The following is a 16,362-nucleotide window of genomic DNA, read 5'->3' on the forward strand; positions in this document are numbered from 1 at the left end:
TCAACAACGATCAGATATGCCCGGTGTGTTGGGTATCCAACAGCATTCGTAAATGTGCTAATTTTTCCAAGTTAATTTTGCTTAGAGACAACAAGAAGGGCACTCGACTCGAGTCCCCTTCTTGTTATTGGGTTATGACTGGCGGTGAAGCTCCAAAACTTTAATAGGATCTAGCAGCCAAGGAAACCCAGTAAGGCCTTCCACCAGCCAAAAGATTGCCGTATACTAGAAGTTTCATACAACACTCGCTCATTGTCCCCCAGCCAAACACGTAAATTTACTCCATCCGATTATGCCATAATCAAATGTGACCTCATCTCCACCGCCAGGTTACTTCCAAAAAGTAATTCTATCGGAACCTAATCGAACTGATTCATAACCTTCTTCTTTGGCTTTTCCTATTGAGATCATCATTACGGGAACATAGCGTTCTTCATCTAGATCAAATGCTTTTGCCAGTTGATCAACTTCGAAGCCCGCCATTGGATTCGTATCATACCCATGTGCACGAGCTATTAACATGAACTGCATCGCAAAAAGGCTGCTGTCGACTTTGGCAACTTCAACCTTCACTTCTTTTGGAAGTGTCGGAAACATCGACAGAATGGTTTCCAGCTGACGATCTCGTACTTCGGCTGGCATTTTCCCTTGCTCCACAGCTGTATTGTAAATATCCTCGGCATTCAAATAGCTTTGAGTATCGCCAAAAATTAATAACATGGCCGAGGAAGTATCGTTTTGTAATGTATTAAAACGTACAAGAGGTCTTAGTTTTTCTTTTCCTTCCGGAGTATCAACCACGATAACACGCCAAGGCTGCATATTTGCGGAGGATGGAGCCAAGCTGGCTTCCGTAATCATTTCGCTCATTTCTTCTCTCGATATTTTGATACTCTCATCATACTTGCGGACAGAACGTCGCCCCTTAACTACATTGGCAAAATCGTTATTCAGAATATGGTTAAACATCGAATCTCTCCTTTTGATAACATTCATTTTTTTGACATGGTGTATGTCGTTCGTTATCATAATCGTATTATGAACTATAAACCTAAGTTTATAGCAAGAGAGAGAAGGGGCCGCAATATGAAAATAAATGAGGTTTCAAAATTAACAGGTCTGCCTATATCAACATTGAGATTCTATGAACGCAAAAACCTGATCCCCGACAGGTTTGTTGCAAGAGATGAAAACAATTACCGTATTTATTCAGAAGAGATTGTTGAATTCCTGGATGATGTGAAGGTACTCCTATCCGTAGACTTTTCTATAGAAGAATTAAGTTCGCTAGTTAACCAACAAATTGACTTAGCATACGAGGATAAGAAAATGATCGTTGAACAAAAAATCAAAGAAATCGAAGTTATCCAGAAGCGATTAAGAAAGTCAAAGAAATTTTTGAACACTATCCTGGAAGGAAAAGCAAACTTTCAAACGAAGTGTTAAGAACTTCCCCACGCATGACGGATACGCCCTGCCTCCGCAATCATTCGGTTGATCAGTTCGGAAACGGTAGGGATATCTTCAATCAATCCAGTCACCTGCCCAGCCCAGCCGAACCCCTCCTCTTCATAACCGTCGTGAATCCAGCGTCGGTTTACCTGACCGCGAATCAAGTGTTGGATCTGCTCATAACCGGGTGTCCTTTGCTCGGTATCGACAATATGCTGGGCAAAAGCATTGCGCAGCACCCTCCCCGGAGAACCGATGGACGCTTTAATGATCGTTGTGTCCGTCTCTGAGCTGCTGACCAGCGCCCGTTTATAGGATTCGGAGGCATGCACGCATTCCTGTGTGGCAATAAAACGGGTACCCATGACGATTCCTTCCGCGCCCAGAGCCTGAGCAGCCATCCAGCCTCGGCCGTCTCCAATTCCACCTGAAGCAATGACGGGGATTTGCACCCCATCCGCAATGCTGGGCACCAGTACCATGGTGCCGACTCCGTCGCGTCCAAGATGCCCTCCGCCTTCATTGCCCACAACAATGACTGCGGATGCGCCAAGCGCCTCCGCTTTTTGCGCCTGTCTGCGTGATGAGACAAGCACCAGCGTGATTATATCCGTTCTCCGCAGCTCATTCAGCATGTCAGTCGGGTTGCCTCCTGTAATGGATACCACCGAAACGTTCTCTTCCTTGATGACCTGCAGACGGTCTGCAAGATCCGCTCGCTGCATGCCCAGAGCAAGATTGACCCCGAACGGCTTGTCCGTTAAGGCATGAATCCGCTGAATTTCGCAGCGCAGGGAATTCGCATCAGGAAGACTCATGGCCGTAATCTGCCCAAGTCCGCCGGCATTGGATACGGCTGCTGCCAGATCGGCATAGCCAAGGTAAGCCAATCCCCCTTGAATGATAGGATACTGAATGTTCAGAAGATCCGTAAGACGTGTGCTCCATTCCATATCTATTATCCTCCTGAGAGCAGAAGCAGCACGAAGATGAAACCGATCGTGCATCCTCCTGCCCTAAAGTCCGTAGTCGTCAATCTCAATACTCGGTAAGAGCTCCTGCCCTTCCCGTTACCGTAAGCTCTGGCGTCTATGGCCAGCGATAACTGCTCCGCGCGTTGAATGGTCGTCATGAAGAGCGGCACTACAATGGGAATGTAGGCGAGCAGCCGCTTGGGCAGCTTGAGGGCGGTGATATCATATCCCCTTGCCTTTTGGGCGAGCATAATGCGTTCCAGTTCTTCCATAATGGTGGGAATAAAGCGTATGGCAATCACCACCATCAAGGAAATCTGTTCAACGGGTACATGTAATCTGGACAGCGGCGACAGCAGCTTTTCCAATCCCAGAGCCAATGCCAACGGCTTGGTGGTCAGGGTAAGGATTGAGGCAAGAAGGATCATCAAGCCGATACGCCAGACGACAACCGTTCCCGTCTCGATGCCTTCCGCTGTCAAAGATATGAACGACCAGGACCACAATATCGTTGTACCCGGAGTAAGAATGGCGTTATATGTCCAGGTAAACACTAAAATGAACCAGACCGGCTTTAATGTCCGCAAATACATCCATATGGATATATGAGACAGCCCCATGACGATCAGAACAAAAGCTGTGGCAGCAGCGTAATCGACCCAAGTCCGTAGTGCCAAAAAACTAACCATCATCAGAACCATGCCAAGCAGTTTCGTTCGAGGGTCCAATCGATGAATCAGGGAATCTTGTTCGATGAATTGTCCAAACAGTATATTTTTCTGCATATTTATTGCCCTCTAACTTCCCAGAACGGCAGCACCGCGTCCAGAATATCCTTCTCTCTGCAGCTGCTCACTCCGATGCTTCGGCCAGACAGCTCCTCCACCAATCTCATAAGCTGTACAGCTTCAGGCAGAGGAAGTCCTGCTTGCTCCAGAAGGTCGGATCGCTCAAAAAAAAGCGTATGGGTATCCTCATGTCCCAGAAGTTGCCCCTGATGGAACACCATGACCTCGTCCGAAAATTCGGCAACATCCTCCATCTGATGCGAAATGAACACGATCGTTCGGTTCTCTGCCTTCTGCCATGCCTGCAGCATGCGCAGGAGTGCAAACCTGCCCGCCGGGTCCAATCCAGCCGTCGGCTCATCCAGAATGAGCAGTCTCGGATTCATGAGCAGCACCGAGGCAAGAGCCACCCGCCGTTTTTGCCCACCACTTAATTGAAGGGGAACCCAAGGCAGCAGCTCCCTCCCCATACCCACCAGTGGCAGGATCTGCTCGATAGCCTCTTCGATTCGAACGGATGACCAACCCTGCATACGAGGTGCGAATGCAAGTTCCTTGTATACGGTGCTTTCGAATATTTGATGCTCCGGATACTGGAATACAAAGCCTATATCGGTTATAACGCTGCAATGTCCCTTGGCGTCCTTCGGTGCAGGGCTCTGATTAATGAAATACTCACCTTCACATAACGGAAGCAGCCCCTTCAGTACATGGGCGAAGGTAGACTTTCCGGCACCGCTCGGTCCAACAACCGAAATCCACTTCCCCTCCCCAAGGGTGCAGCTCACATCTCGCAGTGCAACCCGATCCGCGAAGCGTACATTTGCCTGATTCAACGCATAGACCATTGCGATCGGGTCCACTCCTTCCAATCCGGTATTAATGGAGCTGTCGGACCAGCTTTACTAAGCGATTGCCGCAGCCTTACGGCAAACGGCGCATGAAGTCCGTAATCGGCCAATGCCACCGTTTCAAACAGTACTGCCGGCGTTCCATCATACGCAATATGTCCTTCATGCAGCAGCAGAACACGTTCGGCATGCAGGACCTCATCCATGTGATGCGTGATGTGTACAATCGTCACACCCTGACGATGAAGCTCCTGCATGATCAGCAGCATCTGCTGTCTTCCCTCTGGATCAAGCATGGAGGTCGCCTCATCCAGAATGATCATGTCAGGCTGCATGGCAAGGACGGCTGCAATGGCAGCACGCTGCTTCTGTCCACCGGACAACTGATGCGGCATGGCTTCCGCTTCATTCTCCAATCCAACAGCCTTCAGAACCAGATTCAGGCGAGCATGCATTTCATCCCGCGGAATACGGAGGTTCTCCATGCCGAACACAATCTCATCCGTCACTGTTGTTGTAATGAACTGATCATCGGGATTTTGAAAAACGATGCCGATACGACGGTGAATATCTGCTGCCACTTCGGGCTCTGTGGTGTCCAGCTTGTTGAATTGGACGCTGCCCTTCTTCGGCAGCAGCAAGCCTTTCATTAACTTGGCCAGGGTGGATTTACCGGAACCATTCCCGCCGACGATGGCAAGAAACTCTCTCTTCTTCACGGCAAAGCTAATCTCATCAAGAACCGACTGTCCTTTCCGATAATAAAATTGAACCTGATTTAACGTTAACATGTCCCGCCTCCTCTCCTGTTTCTCCAGCTGTCGAAAATGGCTGCTGCATCGCCGCTTTTTTGAATGATCGAGGGCTTCTGCCACAAGGTCACGTCAGGGCCATTGACACCAAACGTCTCCCCTGTAAGATCCATATCGGGCTGTTCCAGCAAAAGCTTCACGAAACAAGCAACATCATCACTTTCACCCACCTTCCAGTGCTCGGGAAATGGCTCATTGCGCTGGGCATATTTTTCGGTCAAAAACTCGATTACAGGACGGGTCATATCGGTCAGGGCTGCTGGCGTAATCGCATTGATGCGAATACGGTATCGCCGCAGTTCCTCTGACAGCGTCCATACCATGCCGAGCATGCCTGCCTTGGCTGCGCTGTAGTTCACTTGTCCCACAGAGCCTTTCAATCCGGCTGTTGAGGTCATCAGTACAATGTCCCCTCCGTGTTCAGTCATGTGTGGCAGCACACGCCGAATGCAATAAAAGGCGCCATTCAGGTGCACATCAATCACCGAATTCCATTCCTCATCGGTCATGTTCATACATTTGCGGTCCCGCAAATTGCCTGCATTATGAATCAAAACATCGATGTTTCCATATTTCGTCACAATGGCGTTGACCATGGCTGTTACTTCATCAGGGTTGGCAACATCTGCACAATAACCCGATGCCTCTCCCCCATGCTGGCGGATGTCCTCTACTACACAATCGATGCCTGGCTGCCGGGTTCCATTAACAGCCACGCGGTAGCCGTGACGGGCCAATCGGAGAGCAAGACAACGCCCGATCCCTCTTGTGGCACCTGTAATCAAAACCGTTTTATTCAAAGATCATCCACCTTTCCGCCAACGGAAAACGAACCATTCGCCAGCGTTTCACCATTCTCCCCTGTCACGGTGACCTGAATCTCATGGTTTGCGCAATCATAATCAAATCGCGCCACCGTATCCGCCCATGCAGGCTTCATAAACCTCATTCGGGAAGACTTGATCCATTGCTCCGAGTGCTGGCTCAAATACATGGAATGGGCAATTCCCATGATGTACATGCCATGGGCAACAGGGCCTTTGAATCCGGCGGCCTTCGCCGCTTCGGGATCGGTGTGAAAGGCAGCCGCATCCCCGGAAGCAGCAGCGAACAGCCTGATCGCTTCCATTGTTATCTTTTTTTCCATGCGTGATCCTCCAGCGATATTAATACCGTCTCTGCACTCACAACCAGCTCTCCCTTGCATCTGCATTCCAGCAAGTGGGTATACAAGGTGAGCGCTCCACTGTGGCCCGTTTTCTGTTCCATTCGAGTGAGGGTCAGCACACAGTCAAGATGAGCGCCGGCTAAGAGCGGTTTCTCATAAGCAAACGACTGGCTGCCATGGATGAACGTACGCTCCTTGTCCAGCCACGGAACATCGGCTAAGGTCCAAAACGTAACCGGCATCGTAGGCGGAGCAAGCCATGTCCCATCGATCTTCTGCAAGGGAGTTTCAATGCTGTGCGCATACGCAAGAATCGCTTCTGGCGTAAGGTGATATGCAAATTCAAGCTTGTTCATTCGGCTGCCTCCACCAGAGTGGCAAGACCCATGCCTCCTCCAATTCCAAGCGCAGCCAATCCGCGTCGAAATGGCTGATGTTGCATTTCGGCGCATAAACGCGTCATTAGAATTGCACCGGATGCTCCGTAAGGATGTCCCAAAGCAAGGGCTCCTCCGCCAGGATTGACCTTGTGCAAGGGGATTTGAAGCTCCTGCAATGATGCAAGCACCTGGGAAGCGAAGGCCTCGTTGAATTCGATGACGTCCAGGTCATCCGCCGTCAACTGCTGGCGGCTTAACAGGCTGCGAATTGCCGGAACAGGGCCTATGCCCAGCACATGCGGATCGACTCCGGCCACCCTTGCATCCACGATGCGCAGCACGGGCCGAAGGTTCAGCTCCCTGCACTTGTCTCGGGACATCATGAGCACAAGCGCCGCCCCATCATTCATGGGGCATGCATTGCCAGCCGTCACGGTGCCGTTATCGGCAAAAACAGGCTTCAGCCGCTGCAGCTTTTCGAGACTTGTATCCGCTCTCGGGCATTCATCTGTATCTACCAAGCTCCCCTGTACTTCAAGTGGAATGATCTCCTGCTGGAATCGCCCGGTTTGCCGGGAGCGAACAGCCTTTTCATGACTGTCCAGCGCATAACGATCCTGCGCTGCCCTGGATATCCCGTAGACATGGGCCACGTTTTCTGCGGCCACCCCCATGTCCGGATCACCATAAGCGTTCGGCGTAAAACGGGCACGCTTATACAGCTCAGGCGTCCCCGTCAGCGTCTTCGGCTTGAACATTCTCCAGGGTGCCCGACTCGTGCTCTCCACACCTCCAGCCAGATATATCTCGCCTGCACCGCTCTGAATGAGCCTCGCAGCCATATTGATGGCCTCCAGCCCCGAACCGCATTGACGGTCAATGGTTACGCCGGGCACCGTGACGGGAAGACCGGCCTCAAGGGCGGCCACGCGGCCGATGTTACCGCCCGGTCCAACCACATTTCCGATCACCACATCATCTATCATGTGATGCGGAACGTTGGTTTCCGCTAAGATGTGGCGAATCAGGGGTGCCAGCAGAGCCTCCGGCTCCAGCGAGCTTAATGCTCCGCCAATGCGGCCAATCGGTGTACGTTTTGCCATCACAATGACTGCATCTGTCACAGGATCACCCTTTCCACATTATCCTTCATCACTTTGCGGGCAATTTTCCCGCTGCTCGTATACTGGAACCGATCGATGTCGATCAGTTCTTTGGGTATCTTATAGCTGGCCAGAAACTTCAGACAAAACTGCTTGACCTCATCCAGTGTCCACTGGCGCTCGCCAGCCTGCCACTGAATCAGAGCGGTTACCTGCTCCCCCCATCGATCATTCGGTTTGCCGAATACCATAACCTCCTGTACGGACGGAATTCGCCCAAGCACAGCCTCCACTTCTTCCGGGAATACCTTCAAGCCGCCGCTTTTAATCATATTCTGGGAACGTCCTGCGAGATAAAGATCGTTGTTCAGATCGACATACACGTAGTCGCCTGTCTGAAGCCAGCCATCGCGAAAAACATCAATTGTATCTTCATGAAGCTGATAGTAACCCGTGAACATCATCTCGCTGCGAATGTACAACTGGCCGATCTCACCCACAGGCACCTCCCGAAAAAACTCGTCTCGAATCGATATCTGCACACCGTCAAACGGTCTTCCGAGAGAACCGGGCTTGTCTTCTTTGCCTACATCTATGTAACTGATATAACTCGCTTCCGAAGAGCCATAATATTCATACAATTGGGTATCGGGAAACATCTCGCGACACCGTTGTTTGGATGACTCGGACCATGCACCTCCTGAACTGATCATCGCCTGAATGGATACTTTGCCCGAATCCACTGCAGCGTATTGTAACAAGGAATCAATCATCGTTGGTACGACAAATAAAGTCATATCGGGTACTTTGGAGCACAGGTTCAGGACCTCACGGGCAGCAAACTGCTCCAGAATATGAAAGGTCGCCCCGCTGTAGAGCGACTGCATAAGAGCAAATAGGGACAAGGAATGCACAAACGGACCTGGAGCAAGCACCTGCTCCATCCGGTTTAATTGGAAGGCCTCGCCCGTTGCTTCAAAGCTTCGAAGCCAGGAGACATGGGTGCGCATATATCCCCTGGGACGACCGGTTGTTCCTGAAGTATAGCCGATAAACAGCAACTCGTTAGTTAGATCCGCATCTCCTGCTGGCTGAAATGACGACAGCCATGTATCGTAGGTTCCCAGGTGTTCATGTTCAGCAAAAGTTAACCACGGGATGGCAGCGTGCTGTTCGTTTATTTTTTTCACATAACGTCTCTCACCAACGATGACCCGAGGCTTGCACTGCTGGATCACCCTTTGCAATTCGGCAACACTCCATTTCGGGTCAAGCAGCACAGGCACGCATCCTGCATACACCGCACCCAGAAATACCTCGACAAACTCGATACGGTTCGCGGACAGCATAGCCATCTTGTCATGCACATAGCCAGACTGCCGGAACCCTTGTGCAATTCGTTTGACCCGCTCCATGAGGCTCGCATAGGTAAGCTGTTTCCGACCGCTAGAGATGGCGATTCGGCCGGGTGTCTCTACCGCGCGGTTTAGGATGGGCTGTATCAGATTCATTTGTTATCACACCTATATGACAGATTTTCCTTCGCATTTCCGCTTCTAGCAGCGTCGTATAGAGTCAGGAATTGTGCATCTTTTCTTCGATCGGACTGATGGCTTTAAGCTGCATGGCAACGATGGCTGCAATAATGGCTTTGATCAAGTCTCCCGGAAGATATGATACGGCACCAAGCAGTCCTGCCCAGATGGACGTATTCGTAATCAGCGCCATAACCGGAGCACCGATCAGGCTCACGAGAATCACGCCAAACACGATATTGATGAGGAGCAGCTTCCATGTCTTGACTTGCGGCCATAGCTTCTCCGAAGCCCACCCAATACAAAAGGCTGCGATCGGCCAGCTAAATATGTATCCTGCAGAGGGCCCAACCAGAACGGCGAGACCGCCGCGACCACCTGCCAATACAGGCAGACCAATCGCTGCCAGAATGATGAAGATGATGAGACTGAACGCTGCCATGCGTTTGCCCAGGAAGCATCCTGCCAGCATGACGCCCAGAGTCTGTGCCGTGATCGGAACAGGTATGAAAGCTAGAGGAAGTGGCGGAATCAAACCCAATACCGCAATGAATGCAGCGAATAATGCAGCATATACGAGTTCTTTTGTTTTCAAAGTAGTAACCTCCATCGGGAACCAATAACAAGATATTTGATTAGCGTCGACGTCTAATGAATTGAATTATAATGTGCAAGTTTCTAATTGTAAACATAAAAACTATTATTTTTGGTTGACAATGAAAACAATGCTGAAGCATTGAAGATGCTACTAATAGTGGCAACGGTAGTTGGTTGCTGCTTGTTCGGCTGGAGTTGCTGAGCAGCAACGTGAGCATTATGAACGAATGGCCGGACACCCCATCGAACGCTCTGCTTTGTTTCATTTTCTGTGCCGATTGTCGGTAAGTAGAGATCGCGTAATGGGTAATAAAAAAGAAAGCATCGAATCTGGGGGTTCGATGCTTTCTTTTACAACATGGGTCTCTTAAAACGAGGATTTCGTTATTTCCGGGTTTCCTCTTCTACAATACAAATCAACGATTCTTACCGTCCTTCAGGACGTTAGCATTGCATACGTTATCCCAACTTTATTTTGTCTTCTACAGCTTTCAAGTTGGTTTTAAAATATCCAGTAAAGTACCAGTCCTGATAGGCTTCAGGTACGGAAATCCTATCGATGCTTTCCTTGTTATGATTAGCATCTGTCACGATGTTCAGTATATCCGTTATGTATCCTTTGACTTCATGCAGTTCCTTCAAGGAGCTTACTTCCCCATGCCCCGGAATGATGGTTTCTATGCCTAGTTGTTCGAGTTTCTCCAAAATATTCAGCCATTCCTGAGGATTAGCATATGTCATGTATGGGTGATGTTTAGATAACACCAGATCGCCGGTTACGGCAATTTTGTCTTCCGGAATGTAAACGAAGGCATCGCTTTGCGTGTGACCGCCGCCATAGGTTAGGACTTCAACGCTGCGACGACTGCCATGAATGGTTATTTGATGATCAAACGTTACGGTAGGCAGTGAATATACCAGGTCCGGAAGCATTTTTATATATTCACGATCCGTCGCATTGTCCCATTCCATTTCCTTTTTTAACTTGCCGTCTAATTCTTGTTGTATTTTCACTTCGAGCTCATCGATTGCCTGATAAATCGCTTCGGGATTTGCCAGCTGTTGTTCCAACCGCTTTCTCGCAAAACTATCCATGATCCTACGAGTGGTTGACGTAGATATGATTTGAGCCGTAGAGGCAAACACTTGATTGCCAAACGTATGGTCACTATGCCAATGCGTGTTGATTACGTAGGAAGCTGTTCTTCCCGTGAGAAACTCTGCGGCTGCCTGCAAATCCTCGGCAGCCTCTATTGTCGTGAATGTGTCCACAACTAGCGTAGAATCACCCAGATCAATGATTGCTGCATTGCCTAATGAGCCCGTACCGGGAACTGAAATCGCTGCAAATACGCCCTCAGCAACATCATTCAGCACGAAATGTTTGGAGCCTTTGAACACGACTGTCTCGCTCTTCATGGATACCTCTCCCTTCTCGAATCAAGTCGATTATATACTATTCCATGATCGTTGAAGAGAAGATTTTTTCTACAAAAGCATGGCTGCTTGGCAACGATTATTTCATAGCTACAAGAATAATACTAGCAATTAATCCTGAGAGCAAAAAATAGCTTCCGCTGACAAGTCCGTATACAAGCGGCCGTGGGATGTTAGGATTTATCCCCGTATTGATGGTGGTTGAGGCTAATAAGCCTAGTCCAACGATTCCACCAAAAACAATAGCGTCAACATAAGATTCGATCTCGAAAGCATAGATCAGAATCGCCATTGCGATAGTAGTTACCAGTCCACATATCAAGGGTCCCAGAATATAAATAGGAGCCGGTTTTACTTTTGACGAACCCTCCTTGCCTAATGCCAGAGCATACGCCTTCCCAAATAAAACAGTAAACCAAACGCCGCCCAGCAAAGAAAGAGACAATGTAGCGAGCACGATCGAAATCCAATTTAAATTCTGCATGACGTTAAACATATAGTTCCTCCAATGATAAATAACCTCTTATTCTTTCATTTGTTAGCTTATTTAGCGGACTCCTCTACTTCATGAGATCTCGCAGGCTGCCGGTACCAGTAAAGAGAATAATCGTTCATGATAGACGCATGGCCCAGCTGACGCAGCATAGTTAAAATATTGCCCCGGTGGTAGGTGCCGTGGTTGACCGCTTGAAGCACAATTTCCGATAATCGCGTGCTGCGCGTTCCGGCGTAGGGATTGTCGAGCACAATGCTTTGCTCCAAGTCGTTTTGGCTTCGGAACCATGCTCTGTATTCTTCGGCTAACTCACGAAAGGCAATTGCGAATTCATCGACAGCGTACCCAAGGATTTCTTGTTGCAGCGGAAGGCACGCTTCCAGCGCTTGGGGCATACTGGTTCCACTCAGAACCTGAAGCCAGCACTTGTCGAGCGCATAGACATGCGCGAACACTTCGCCAATGGTGGAAAACGAGGTGTTTACTTCTTGCTGCAGCACCGAGGACGGCAGTTCCTTGATTCTTCCCAAGAGGGTTTGAATAGCCCATGCGTGATAGTCGAACATTTCAACTGGATGATTTGTCATTCGTATCGTCTCCTTTTGACGTGCAATGAATTTGGTTGTTGTATCTGTTGTTATAATAAAAAAAGTAATATGACAACGGTCTGTCATACTACTTCATAAAGTTCGAGCGTACTTTTCTCGTATCGCTTTACGGGTTCTCGTAGTTATTCAACGGCATGCCTACATATTCGCGGAAAGAGCGGATCCGATCTCCCTCGAACTCGAAGATAATCGTAAGTTCGTTGGAGAAAGGCCGCCCATTGAGGGGACCTTCCGAGCGAAATACCACCATTCCGTGATCTTGATCCTCAAGCAAGAGGAGCGGAGTGAGCAACATCTGAAACACCGAGCGCTCGAATCTGATCAATTCCTCGAACCGCTCTTTGCCTTGCTGCTTGTGATTCCATCCCTCCAGCGGAAGCGGGACGAAGAAATGAAAACCTTCTGCAACCTTCTGCAGAAAATTCTCGGTATTCCCTGTTTCTAAAGCCTGCCTGAAGGCATCAAAACATTCGCTGGTTCGAGATGTGACTGCGTCTAGGGATTTTTCCATGACTACCCTCCTCATTATGGTTATTCGTCGATTAATTGAGTCTCAAGTTTTCCTTACGTCTTTTATCTCTCGGCATTCAAACTTTAATTAGCACGAAACCACCTTTAGCTGACTCGATATCGTTCCCAGGTGAATAGATTCATGAATCAGGGCGAAGTTAAACAGCTCGCCGGCGGTGTTGAATTCAAACGGTCCAAAGGCATATGGTGTTGAAAGCTCCTTCTCCAGCAATTCAGGGGTCAATTCAGATAGTCGGGAAAGCTGTGCCTTCAACATCTCGACCAGTTCCTCCTTCGATGGAGGAGCAGACGTCCAATCCGAGGGCTTGGTTCCAGAGCTAAACAGCGTAACATATGAGTCCGGTATAACCGATGGAAAGCCGAGGCTTAGGATAGAATACTGATCCATCCAATAAATGATATGACCGACATTCCAACGAATTGTATTGTTAAACCCTGCCGCTTGGATGTCGAACAACTCCTCGGGGATCGTTTGCACCTGCTGCAGCACCACTTGGCGTACTATTTTTGCAGTGCTGATGATCATTCCAGACATATTCGTTTCCTCCTTTGTTATGGGAACCGCTTGATATGTCCCCAGTATAGGTCCCATGCAACACTTCATCAATGCAGTCGACATTACCGGAACGTTAAGTATAAGTTAACGATAAATCGTTGACAGGATCAGGAAGATGGCGTAACAATAAGCATTGAACATGTATCCAGCGATGTCATGGAAAGCAGGTGTGAGTTATGGAGTTAAAGCAGCTACAGTATTTTATGGCCATATGCGAGGAGCTTCACTTCACGAGAGCGGCTGATAAAATGGGAGTCAGCGCACCCAACATCAGCCAGCAAATAAGGAGATTGGAAGAAGAATTAGGGGTTCTGTTGTTCGATCGCGTGGGCAAAACCATTGTCCTTACAGATGCCGGAGCGATTCTTCGTGAGCATGGTGCAGTTGTGTTCACGCATCTGCAGCAAGCGAGCGACGCCATTGCTGACCTGAAGCAGATGCAAGGCGGATCGCTATCCATCGGCGTCTTGCCCGGCGATGCGGATCTCATGTTTAATGCCTTGCTGCTGAACTTCCATCAGACCTACCCGACCATCTCGCTGTCTCTTCTGGAAACGACAAAAGTAACAGAACAGGTTCTGGATCGGAGCATCGATGTCGGCGTAACCATCGGCCCCGTTGTGGATGAACGTCTCACGTCAATCCCCTTGTTCCATGAGGAGTTTTCACTGGCGGTAAGCAGGCATGATCCTCTTGCCACAGAGAACTTCATTGCCTTGAACAGGCTGCATACCTTGAAGATGGTTATGTTCCCACCCGACCATCAATGCCGCAAGCTGATCGATGGCTTTTGCATAAACAACGGGTTTACTCTGCAGCCGCATATGGTGACAACAACGTTGTCCTCCCTCATCCAGATGGTACAGAGCGGAGTTGGCGCTTGTGTGCTGCCTCGGCTTCTACTGGATAATCTTCAACATCCAGATATAAAAGTCGTGCACCTGAAGAATCCTACGCCTTCTCAGGACATTTGTCTGATCTACCGGAGCGATAGATATGTCGGATACGCCATGCGCACGTTCATCAAGGCTTTGAAAGCTTATATCGAGACAGCCATCCACCACTCGAAGTCTTCATGATATCCTGTTGCAAAGGTTGATATTACGGGGCTGTTGACCCAATACGGGAATGGTAGAACTCAGTTGTGAACGGACTTTGGAGTGTTGTTGGTTTCATTGAGGCTTCGCCGCCGTACTGATCGTTGGCGGGAATAGTAAAGCATGATAGTAAGGCTCGCGGACAGGAAGACGATTTGCATCAGAGTGCGTGGAAATATTGCATCTTCCGGTTTGGTTGCGAGGCCTGAGAGGGCGTAGTGAATATTTGCAGGGAACATGATAAGCAGCAGAAGCGAGAGTCCCCCAGCGGCCCAGGGTACAGTCGGCAGCCATAGAACACCTATAGCTCCTGCCCACTCCAGCAATCCGGTAAGTGTCACGATAAACCCGGGATTGGGCAGAAAAGTCGGCACCATGCTGATGAGCTCTTCCCGCATCCATACGAAATGAACCGTGCCTGTTAACATAAACATGGCTGCGACTCCGCCCCGAAGTGCAACTGGCCAAGGACGCAGTCGCTTCACCCCCGCAGCACCCGCCACGAAAATGACCATGGTGACACCAATAAGAACGATTAGTGGTTCCATATGGTTTAGTAAACCTCCTCCATTAGGAATCATCCGAAGAATGACAACCTCTCAACAATCCAATTTATGAATTCATTATAAATACCGACCATCGGTTTGTAAATAGTGAAAATAAATTCGCTCATTCTGTTCTGCCACTTCTTAAGGGAAATATGTAACATTATCCTAATGAAGGCTTTTTCCCAACTGATGTACTTAGCTCTTCATTATTCAAATTTATGGAATCTATAAAAGGGAAAAGCCTCCAAAGGGGCTTTCGCTGTCTAATATATCCGTACTTGCATCGAAGTCAATCTCTGTACAAAATCGCGGAAATCCTTGACCCAGACTTCCGGAGCCTCCCAGGCTGTATAATGACCGCCCTTTTCTAAATCTGAAAAATGAATAAGGTTTGTTTTCCGTGCCGCCCATTCCTTCGGAAGAGGAGCATCCCATGGACAGTGTGCCACACCTGCTGGAACTTCACTTTTCCCGTATGATTCTTTAGAATGTGCTGCCTGCGATTCTGCATAATAAATGCGCATGGAAGAGCCAATCGTCTCGGTTACCCAATAGATCATAATATTAGTCAGGAGCTCGTCACGATTAAACCGTTCTTCAATCTCCTCCCCCGTCGAGGACATCGTAATACTGCCCATAATCCATGCCGCCAAACCAACGGGCGAGTCATTAAACCCATAGGACAAACTTTGTGGTTTTGTGGATTGGATCATATTGAATGCGCCTTCCTTCATCCACCATCCCTGAATAAAAGCCGCAAATTCCTGTTCCGGAGGAGTCAGACTCGCAAAATCCGTGTTGTGGTCGGGATAACCGACATCCGTCAAGTGCATACCTAGAAGAGCCTCTGGGTGACGATTGGCTAAAGACAAACTCACAATTGAGCCCATATCGCCGCCCGCAGAGATAAACTGGGTGTATCCGAGTTTAGCAGTCATTAAGGTCGCGAACAGATCTGCGATTTGATCAAAGGCCAGAGAATTCCCCTCGGAAAATCCCGTACCTGGAATCGAAGGAACAACGACGTGAAAATTTTCTTTTAACACTGGAATCACTTTATGGTATCGGTAAAATGAATCCGGCCAACCATGTATCAGCAGGATGGGAATTGAATCCGGATTTGAGCTTGGCTCATGAATAAAGTGCAGTTTCGTGCCCTCGATTTCGGTTGTAAAATGGTTATATGCATTCAGTTCCTCTTCATTCTTTCTCCAATCGTATTGATATTGCCAATACTCTACAAAATCTTTCAAATAATCAAGATTACTCCCCATCCTCCAGCCCGCATTCTCTGCTTGATCGGGCCATCTCGTCTTAGCCAATCGGTTCTGCAAGTCATCCAAGATGTCCTGAGAAACATGGATTTGAAAGGGTTGTATCTCGGAATTGAAGTTATCGCCAAATGAACTGTTCAACAATAAAACCCCCA

Annotated in this window: 20 protein-coding genes; 2 read left to right on the forward strand and 18 right to left on the reverse strand. The window is 48.8% G+C overall.

The window, feature by feature from the left end; all coding sequences use genetic code 11:
* Nucleotides 1-330: 330 nt before the first annotated feature.
* Nucleotides 331-969, reverse strand: coding sequence for a nitroreductase family protein (locus PVOR_RS15880; protein WP_006210373.1), 639 nt, complete (start codon nt 967-969; stop codon nt 331-333).
* A gap of 117 nt (nt 970-1,086) precedes the next feature.
* On the opposite strand from PVOR_RS15880, the gene PVOR_RS15885 reads away from it, so the two are divergent.
* Complete coding sequence (locus tag PVOR_RS15885; RefSeq protein WP_006210374.1) at nt 1,087-1,446, forward strand: MerR family transcriptional regulator; 360 nt, start codon at nt 1,087-1,089, stop codon at nt 1,444-1,446.
* On the opposite strand, the gene PVOR_RS15890 is transcribed toward PVOR_RS15885, so the two are convergent.
* The 15 genes from PVOR_RS15890 to PVOR_RS15960 all read right to left on the reverse strand — a co-directional run bounded on the left by PVOR_RS15890 (nt 1,443) and on the right by PVOR_RS15960 (nt 13,267).
* Nucleotides 1,443-2,405 carry an NAD(P)H-dependent flavin oxidoreductase gene (locus tag PVOR_RS15890; RefSeq protein ID WP_006210375.1) on the reverse strand — a complete coding sequence of 321 codons (963 nt, stop codon included), beginning with the start codon at nt 2,403-2,405 and terminating at the stop codon, nt 1,443-1,445. The genes PVOR_RS15885 and PVOR_RS15890 overlap by 4 nt on opposite strands.
* A 5-nt stretch (nt 2,406-2,410) precedes the next feature.
* Nucleotides 2,411-3,211 carry an energy-coupling factor transporter transmembrane component T family protein gene (locus PVOR_RS15895; protein ID WP_006210376.1) on the reverse strand — a complete coding sequence of 267 codons (801 nt, stop codon included), beginning with the start codon at nt 3,209-3,211 and terminating at the stop codon, nt 2,411-2,413.
* 2 nt (nt 3,212-3,213) lie between these two features.
* Nucleotides 3,214-4,077 carry an ATP-binding cassette domain-containing protein gene (locus PVOR_RS15900; RefSeq protein ID WP_234972967.1) on the reverse strand — a complete coding sequence of 288 codons (864 nt, stop codon included), beginning with the start codon at nt 4,075-4,077 and terminating at the stop codon, nt 3,214-3,216.
* The gene (locus PVOR_RS15905) at nt 4,047-4,856 is read right to left on the reverse strand and encodes an energy-coupling factor transporter ATPase (RefSeq protein WP_006210378.1); all 810 of its coding nucleotides are present in this window, start codon (nt 4,854-4,856) and stop codon (nt 4,047-4,049) included. The genes PVOR_RS15900 and PVOR_RS15905 overlap by 31 nt, the downstream gene beginning before the upstream one ends.
* Nucleotides 4,850-5,677: an SDR family NAD(P)-dependent oxidoreductase gene (locus PVOR_RS15910; RefSeq protein ID WP_006210379.1), complete on the reverse strand. Its 828-nt coding sequence runs from the start codon at nt 5,675-5,677 to the stop codon at nt 4,850-4,852. Before PVOR_RS15910 ends, PVOR_RS15905 begins: the two co-directional genes overlap by 7 nt.
* Nucleotides 5,674-6,024, reverse strand: coding sequence for a MaoC family dehydratase (locus PVOR_RS15915; protein ID WP_006210380.1), 351 nt, complete (start codon nt 6,022-6,024; stop codon nt 5,674-5,676). The genes PVOR_RS15910 and PVOR_RS15915 overlap by 4 nt, the downstream gene beginning before the upstream one ends.
* On the reverse strand, nt 6,009-6,401 hold the full coding sequence (locus PVOR_RS15920; RefSeq protein ID WP_006210381.1) for an FAS1-like dehydratase domain-containing protein: 393 nt from the start codon (nt 6,399-6,401) through the stop codon (nt 6,009-6,011). Before PVOR_RS15920 ends, PVOR_RS15915 begins: the two co-directional genes overlap by 16 nt.
* Nucleotides 6,398-7,549, reverse strand: coding sequence for a thiolase family protein (locus tag PVOR_RS15925; RefSeq protein WP_006210382.1), 1,152 nt, complete (start codon nt 7,547-7,549; stop codon nt 6,398-6,400). The genes PVOR_RS15920 and PVOR_RS15925 overlap by 4 nt, the downstream gene beginning before the upstream one ends.
* Complete coding sequence (locus PVOR_RS15930) at nt 7,546-9,039, reverse strand: AMP-binding protein (protein ID WP_006210383.1); 1,494 nt, start codon at nt 9,037-9,039, stop codon at nt 7,546-7,548. Before PVOR_RS15930 ends, PVOR_RS15925 begins: the two co-directional genes overlap by 4 nt.
* A 64-nt stretch (nt 9,040-9,103) precedes the next feature.
* Nucleotides 9,104-9,658 (reverse strand): biotin transporter BioY, encoded by a 555-nt coding sequence (locus tag PVOR_RS15935; protein WP_006210384.1) that lies wholly within the window; start codon nt 9,656-9,658, stop codon nt 9,104-9,106.
* Between the two features lie 461 nt (nt 9,659-10,119).
* A complete protein-coding gene (locus tag PVOR_RS15940) occupies nt 10,120-11,079 on the reverse strand; it encodes an MBL fold metallo-hydrolase (protein WP_006210385.1) in 960 nt (319 codons plus the stop codon).
* Between the two features lie 97 nt (nt 11,080-11,176).
* On the reverse strand, nt 11,177-11,593 hold the full coding sequence (locus PVOR_RS15945) for a DUF1761 domain-containing protein (RefSeq protein WP_006210386.1): 417 nt from the start codon (nt 11,591-11,593) through the stop codon (nt 11,177-11,179).
* 47 nt (nt 11,594-11,640) lie between these two features.
* Complete coding sequence (locus PVOR_RS15950; protein WP_006210387.1) at nt 11,641-12,180, reverse strand: DinB family protein; 540 nt, start codon at nt 12,178-12,180, stop codon at nt 11,641-11,643.
* A gap of 127 nt (nt 12,181-12,307) precedes the next feature.
* Nucleotides 12,308-12,712, reverse strand: a complete 405-nt coding sequence (locus tag PVOR_RS15955) for a nuclear transport factor 2 family protein (protein ID WP_006210389.1) — start codon at nt 12,710-12,712, stop codon at nt 12,308-12,310.
* A gap of 87 nt (nt 12,713-12,799) precedes the next feature.
* Nucleotides 12,800-13,267: a DinB family protein gene (locus tag PVOR_RS15960; RefSeq protein ID WP_006210391.1), complete on the reverse strand. Its 468-nt coding sequence runs from the start codon at nt 13,265-13,267 to the stop codon at nt 12,800-12,802.
* A 197-nt stretch (nt 13,268-13,464) separates the two neighbouring features.
* Between PVOR_RS15960 and PVOR_RS15965 the strand changes: the two genes are divergently transcribed.
* A complete protein-coding gene (locus PVOR_RS15965) occupies nt 13,465-14,367 on the forward strand; it encodes a LysR family transcriptional regulator (protein WP_006210393.1) in 903 nt (300 codons plus the stop codon).
* Nucleotides 14,368-14,426: 59 nt separating this feature from the next.
* On the opposite strand, the gene PVOR_RS15970 is transcribed toward PVOR_RS15965, so the two are convergent.
* Both PVOR_RS15970 and PVOR_RS15975 read right to left on the reverse strand, forming a co-directional pair.
* Nucleotides 14,427-14,933, reverse strand: coding sequence for a DoxX family protein (locus tag PVOR_RS15970; protein ID WP_006210394.1), 507 nt, complete (start codon nt 14,931-14,933; stop codon nt 14,427-14,429).
* A gap of 263 nt (nt 14,934-15,196) precedes the next feature.
* Nucleotides 15,197-16,348, reverse strand: coding sequence for an epoxide hydrolase family protein (locus tag PVOR_RS15975; protein ID WP_006210395.1), 1,152 nt, complete (start codon nt 16,346-16,348; stop codon nt 15,197-15,199).
* Between the last annotated feature and the right edge of the window lie 14 nt (nt 16,349-16,362).

The sequence above is a fragment of the Paenibacillus vortex V453 genome (assembly GCF_000193415.1).
GTDB classification, from domain to species: Bacteria; Bacillota; Bacilli; order Paenibacillales; family Paenibacillaceae; genus Paenibacillus_AQ; species Paenibacillus_AQ glucanolyticus.

Excerpts from the sequence above, each read along its gene's own strand:
- PVOR_RS15945 (WP_006210386.1), bottom strand. The coding sequence starts at position 11,593 with ATGTTTAACGTCATGCAGAATTTAAATTGGATTTCGATCGTGCTCGCT.
- PVOR_RS15890 (WP_006210375.1), bottom strand. The coding sequence starts at position 2,405 with ATGGAATGGAGCACACGTCTTACGGATCTTCTGAACATTCAGTATCCT.
- PVOR_RS15965 (WP_006210393.1), top strand. The coding sequence starts at position 13,465 with ATGGAGTTAAAGCAGCTACAGTATTTTATGGCCATATGCGAGGAGCTT.
- PVOR_RS15915 (WP_006210380.1), bottom strand. The coding sequence starts at position 6,024 with ATGGAAAAAAAGATAACAATGGAAGCGATCAGGCTGTTCGCTGCTGCT.
- PVOR_RS15920 (WP_006210381.1), bottom strand. The coding sequence starts at position 6,401 with ATGAACAAGCTTGAATTTGCATATCACCTTACGCCAGAAGCGATTCTT.
- PVOR_RS15970 (WP_006210394.1), bottom strand. The coding sequence starts at position 14,933 with ATGGAACCACTAATCGTTCTTATTGGTGTCACCATGGTCATTTTCGTG.
- PVOR_RS15895 (WP_006210376.1), bottom strand. The coding sequence starts at position 3,211 with ATGCAGAAAAATATACTGTTTGGACAATTCATCGAACAAGATTCCCTG.
- PVOR_RS15940 (WP_006210385.1), bottom strand. The coding sequence starts at position 11,079 with ATGAAGAGCGAGACAGTCGTGTTCAAAGGCTCCAAACATTTCGTGCTG.
- PVOR_RS15885 (WP_006210374.1), top strand. The coding sequence starts at position 1,087 with ATGAAAATAAATGAGGTTTCAAAATTAACAGGTCTGCCTATATCAACA.
- PVOR_RS15950 (WP_006210387.1), bottom strand. The coding sequence starts at position 12,180 with ATGACAAATCATCCAGTTGAAATGTTCGACTATCACGCATGGGCTATT.
- PVOR_RS15960 (WP_006210391.1), bottom strand. The coding sequence starts at position 13,267 with ATGTCTGGAATGATCATCAGCACTGCAAAAATAGTACGCCAAGTGGTG.
- PVOR_RS15930 (WP_006210383.1), bottom strand. The coding sequence starts at position 9,039 with ATGAATCTGATACAGCCCATCCTAAACCGCGCGGTAGAGACACCCGGC.
- PVOR_RS15905 (WP_006210378.1), bottom strand. The coding sequence starts at position 4,856 with ATGTTAACGTTAAATCAGGTTCAATTTTATTATCGGAAAGGACAGTCG.
- PVOR_RS15880 (WP_006210373.1), bottom strand. The coding sequence starts at position 969 with ATGTTTAACCATATTCTGAATAACGATTTTGCCAATGTAGTTAAGGGG.
- PVOR_RS15955 (WP_006210389.1), bottom strand. The coding sequence starts at position 12,712 with ATGGAAAAATCCCTAGACGCAGTCACATCTCGAACCAGCGAATGTTTT.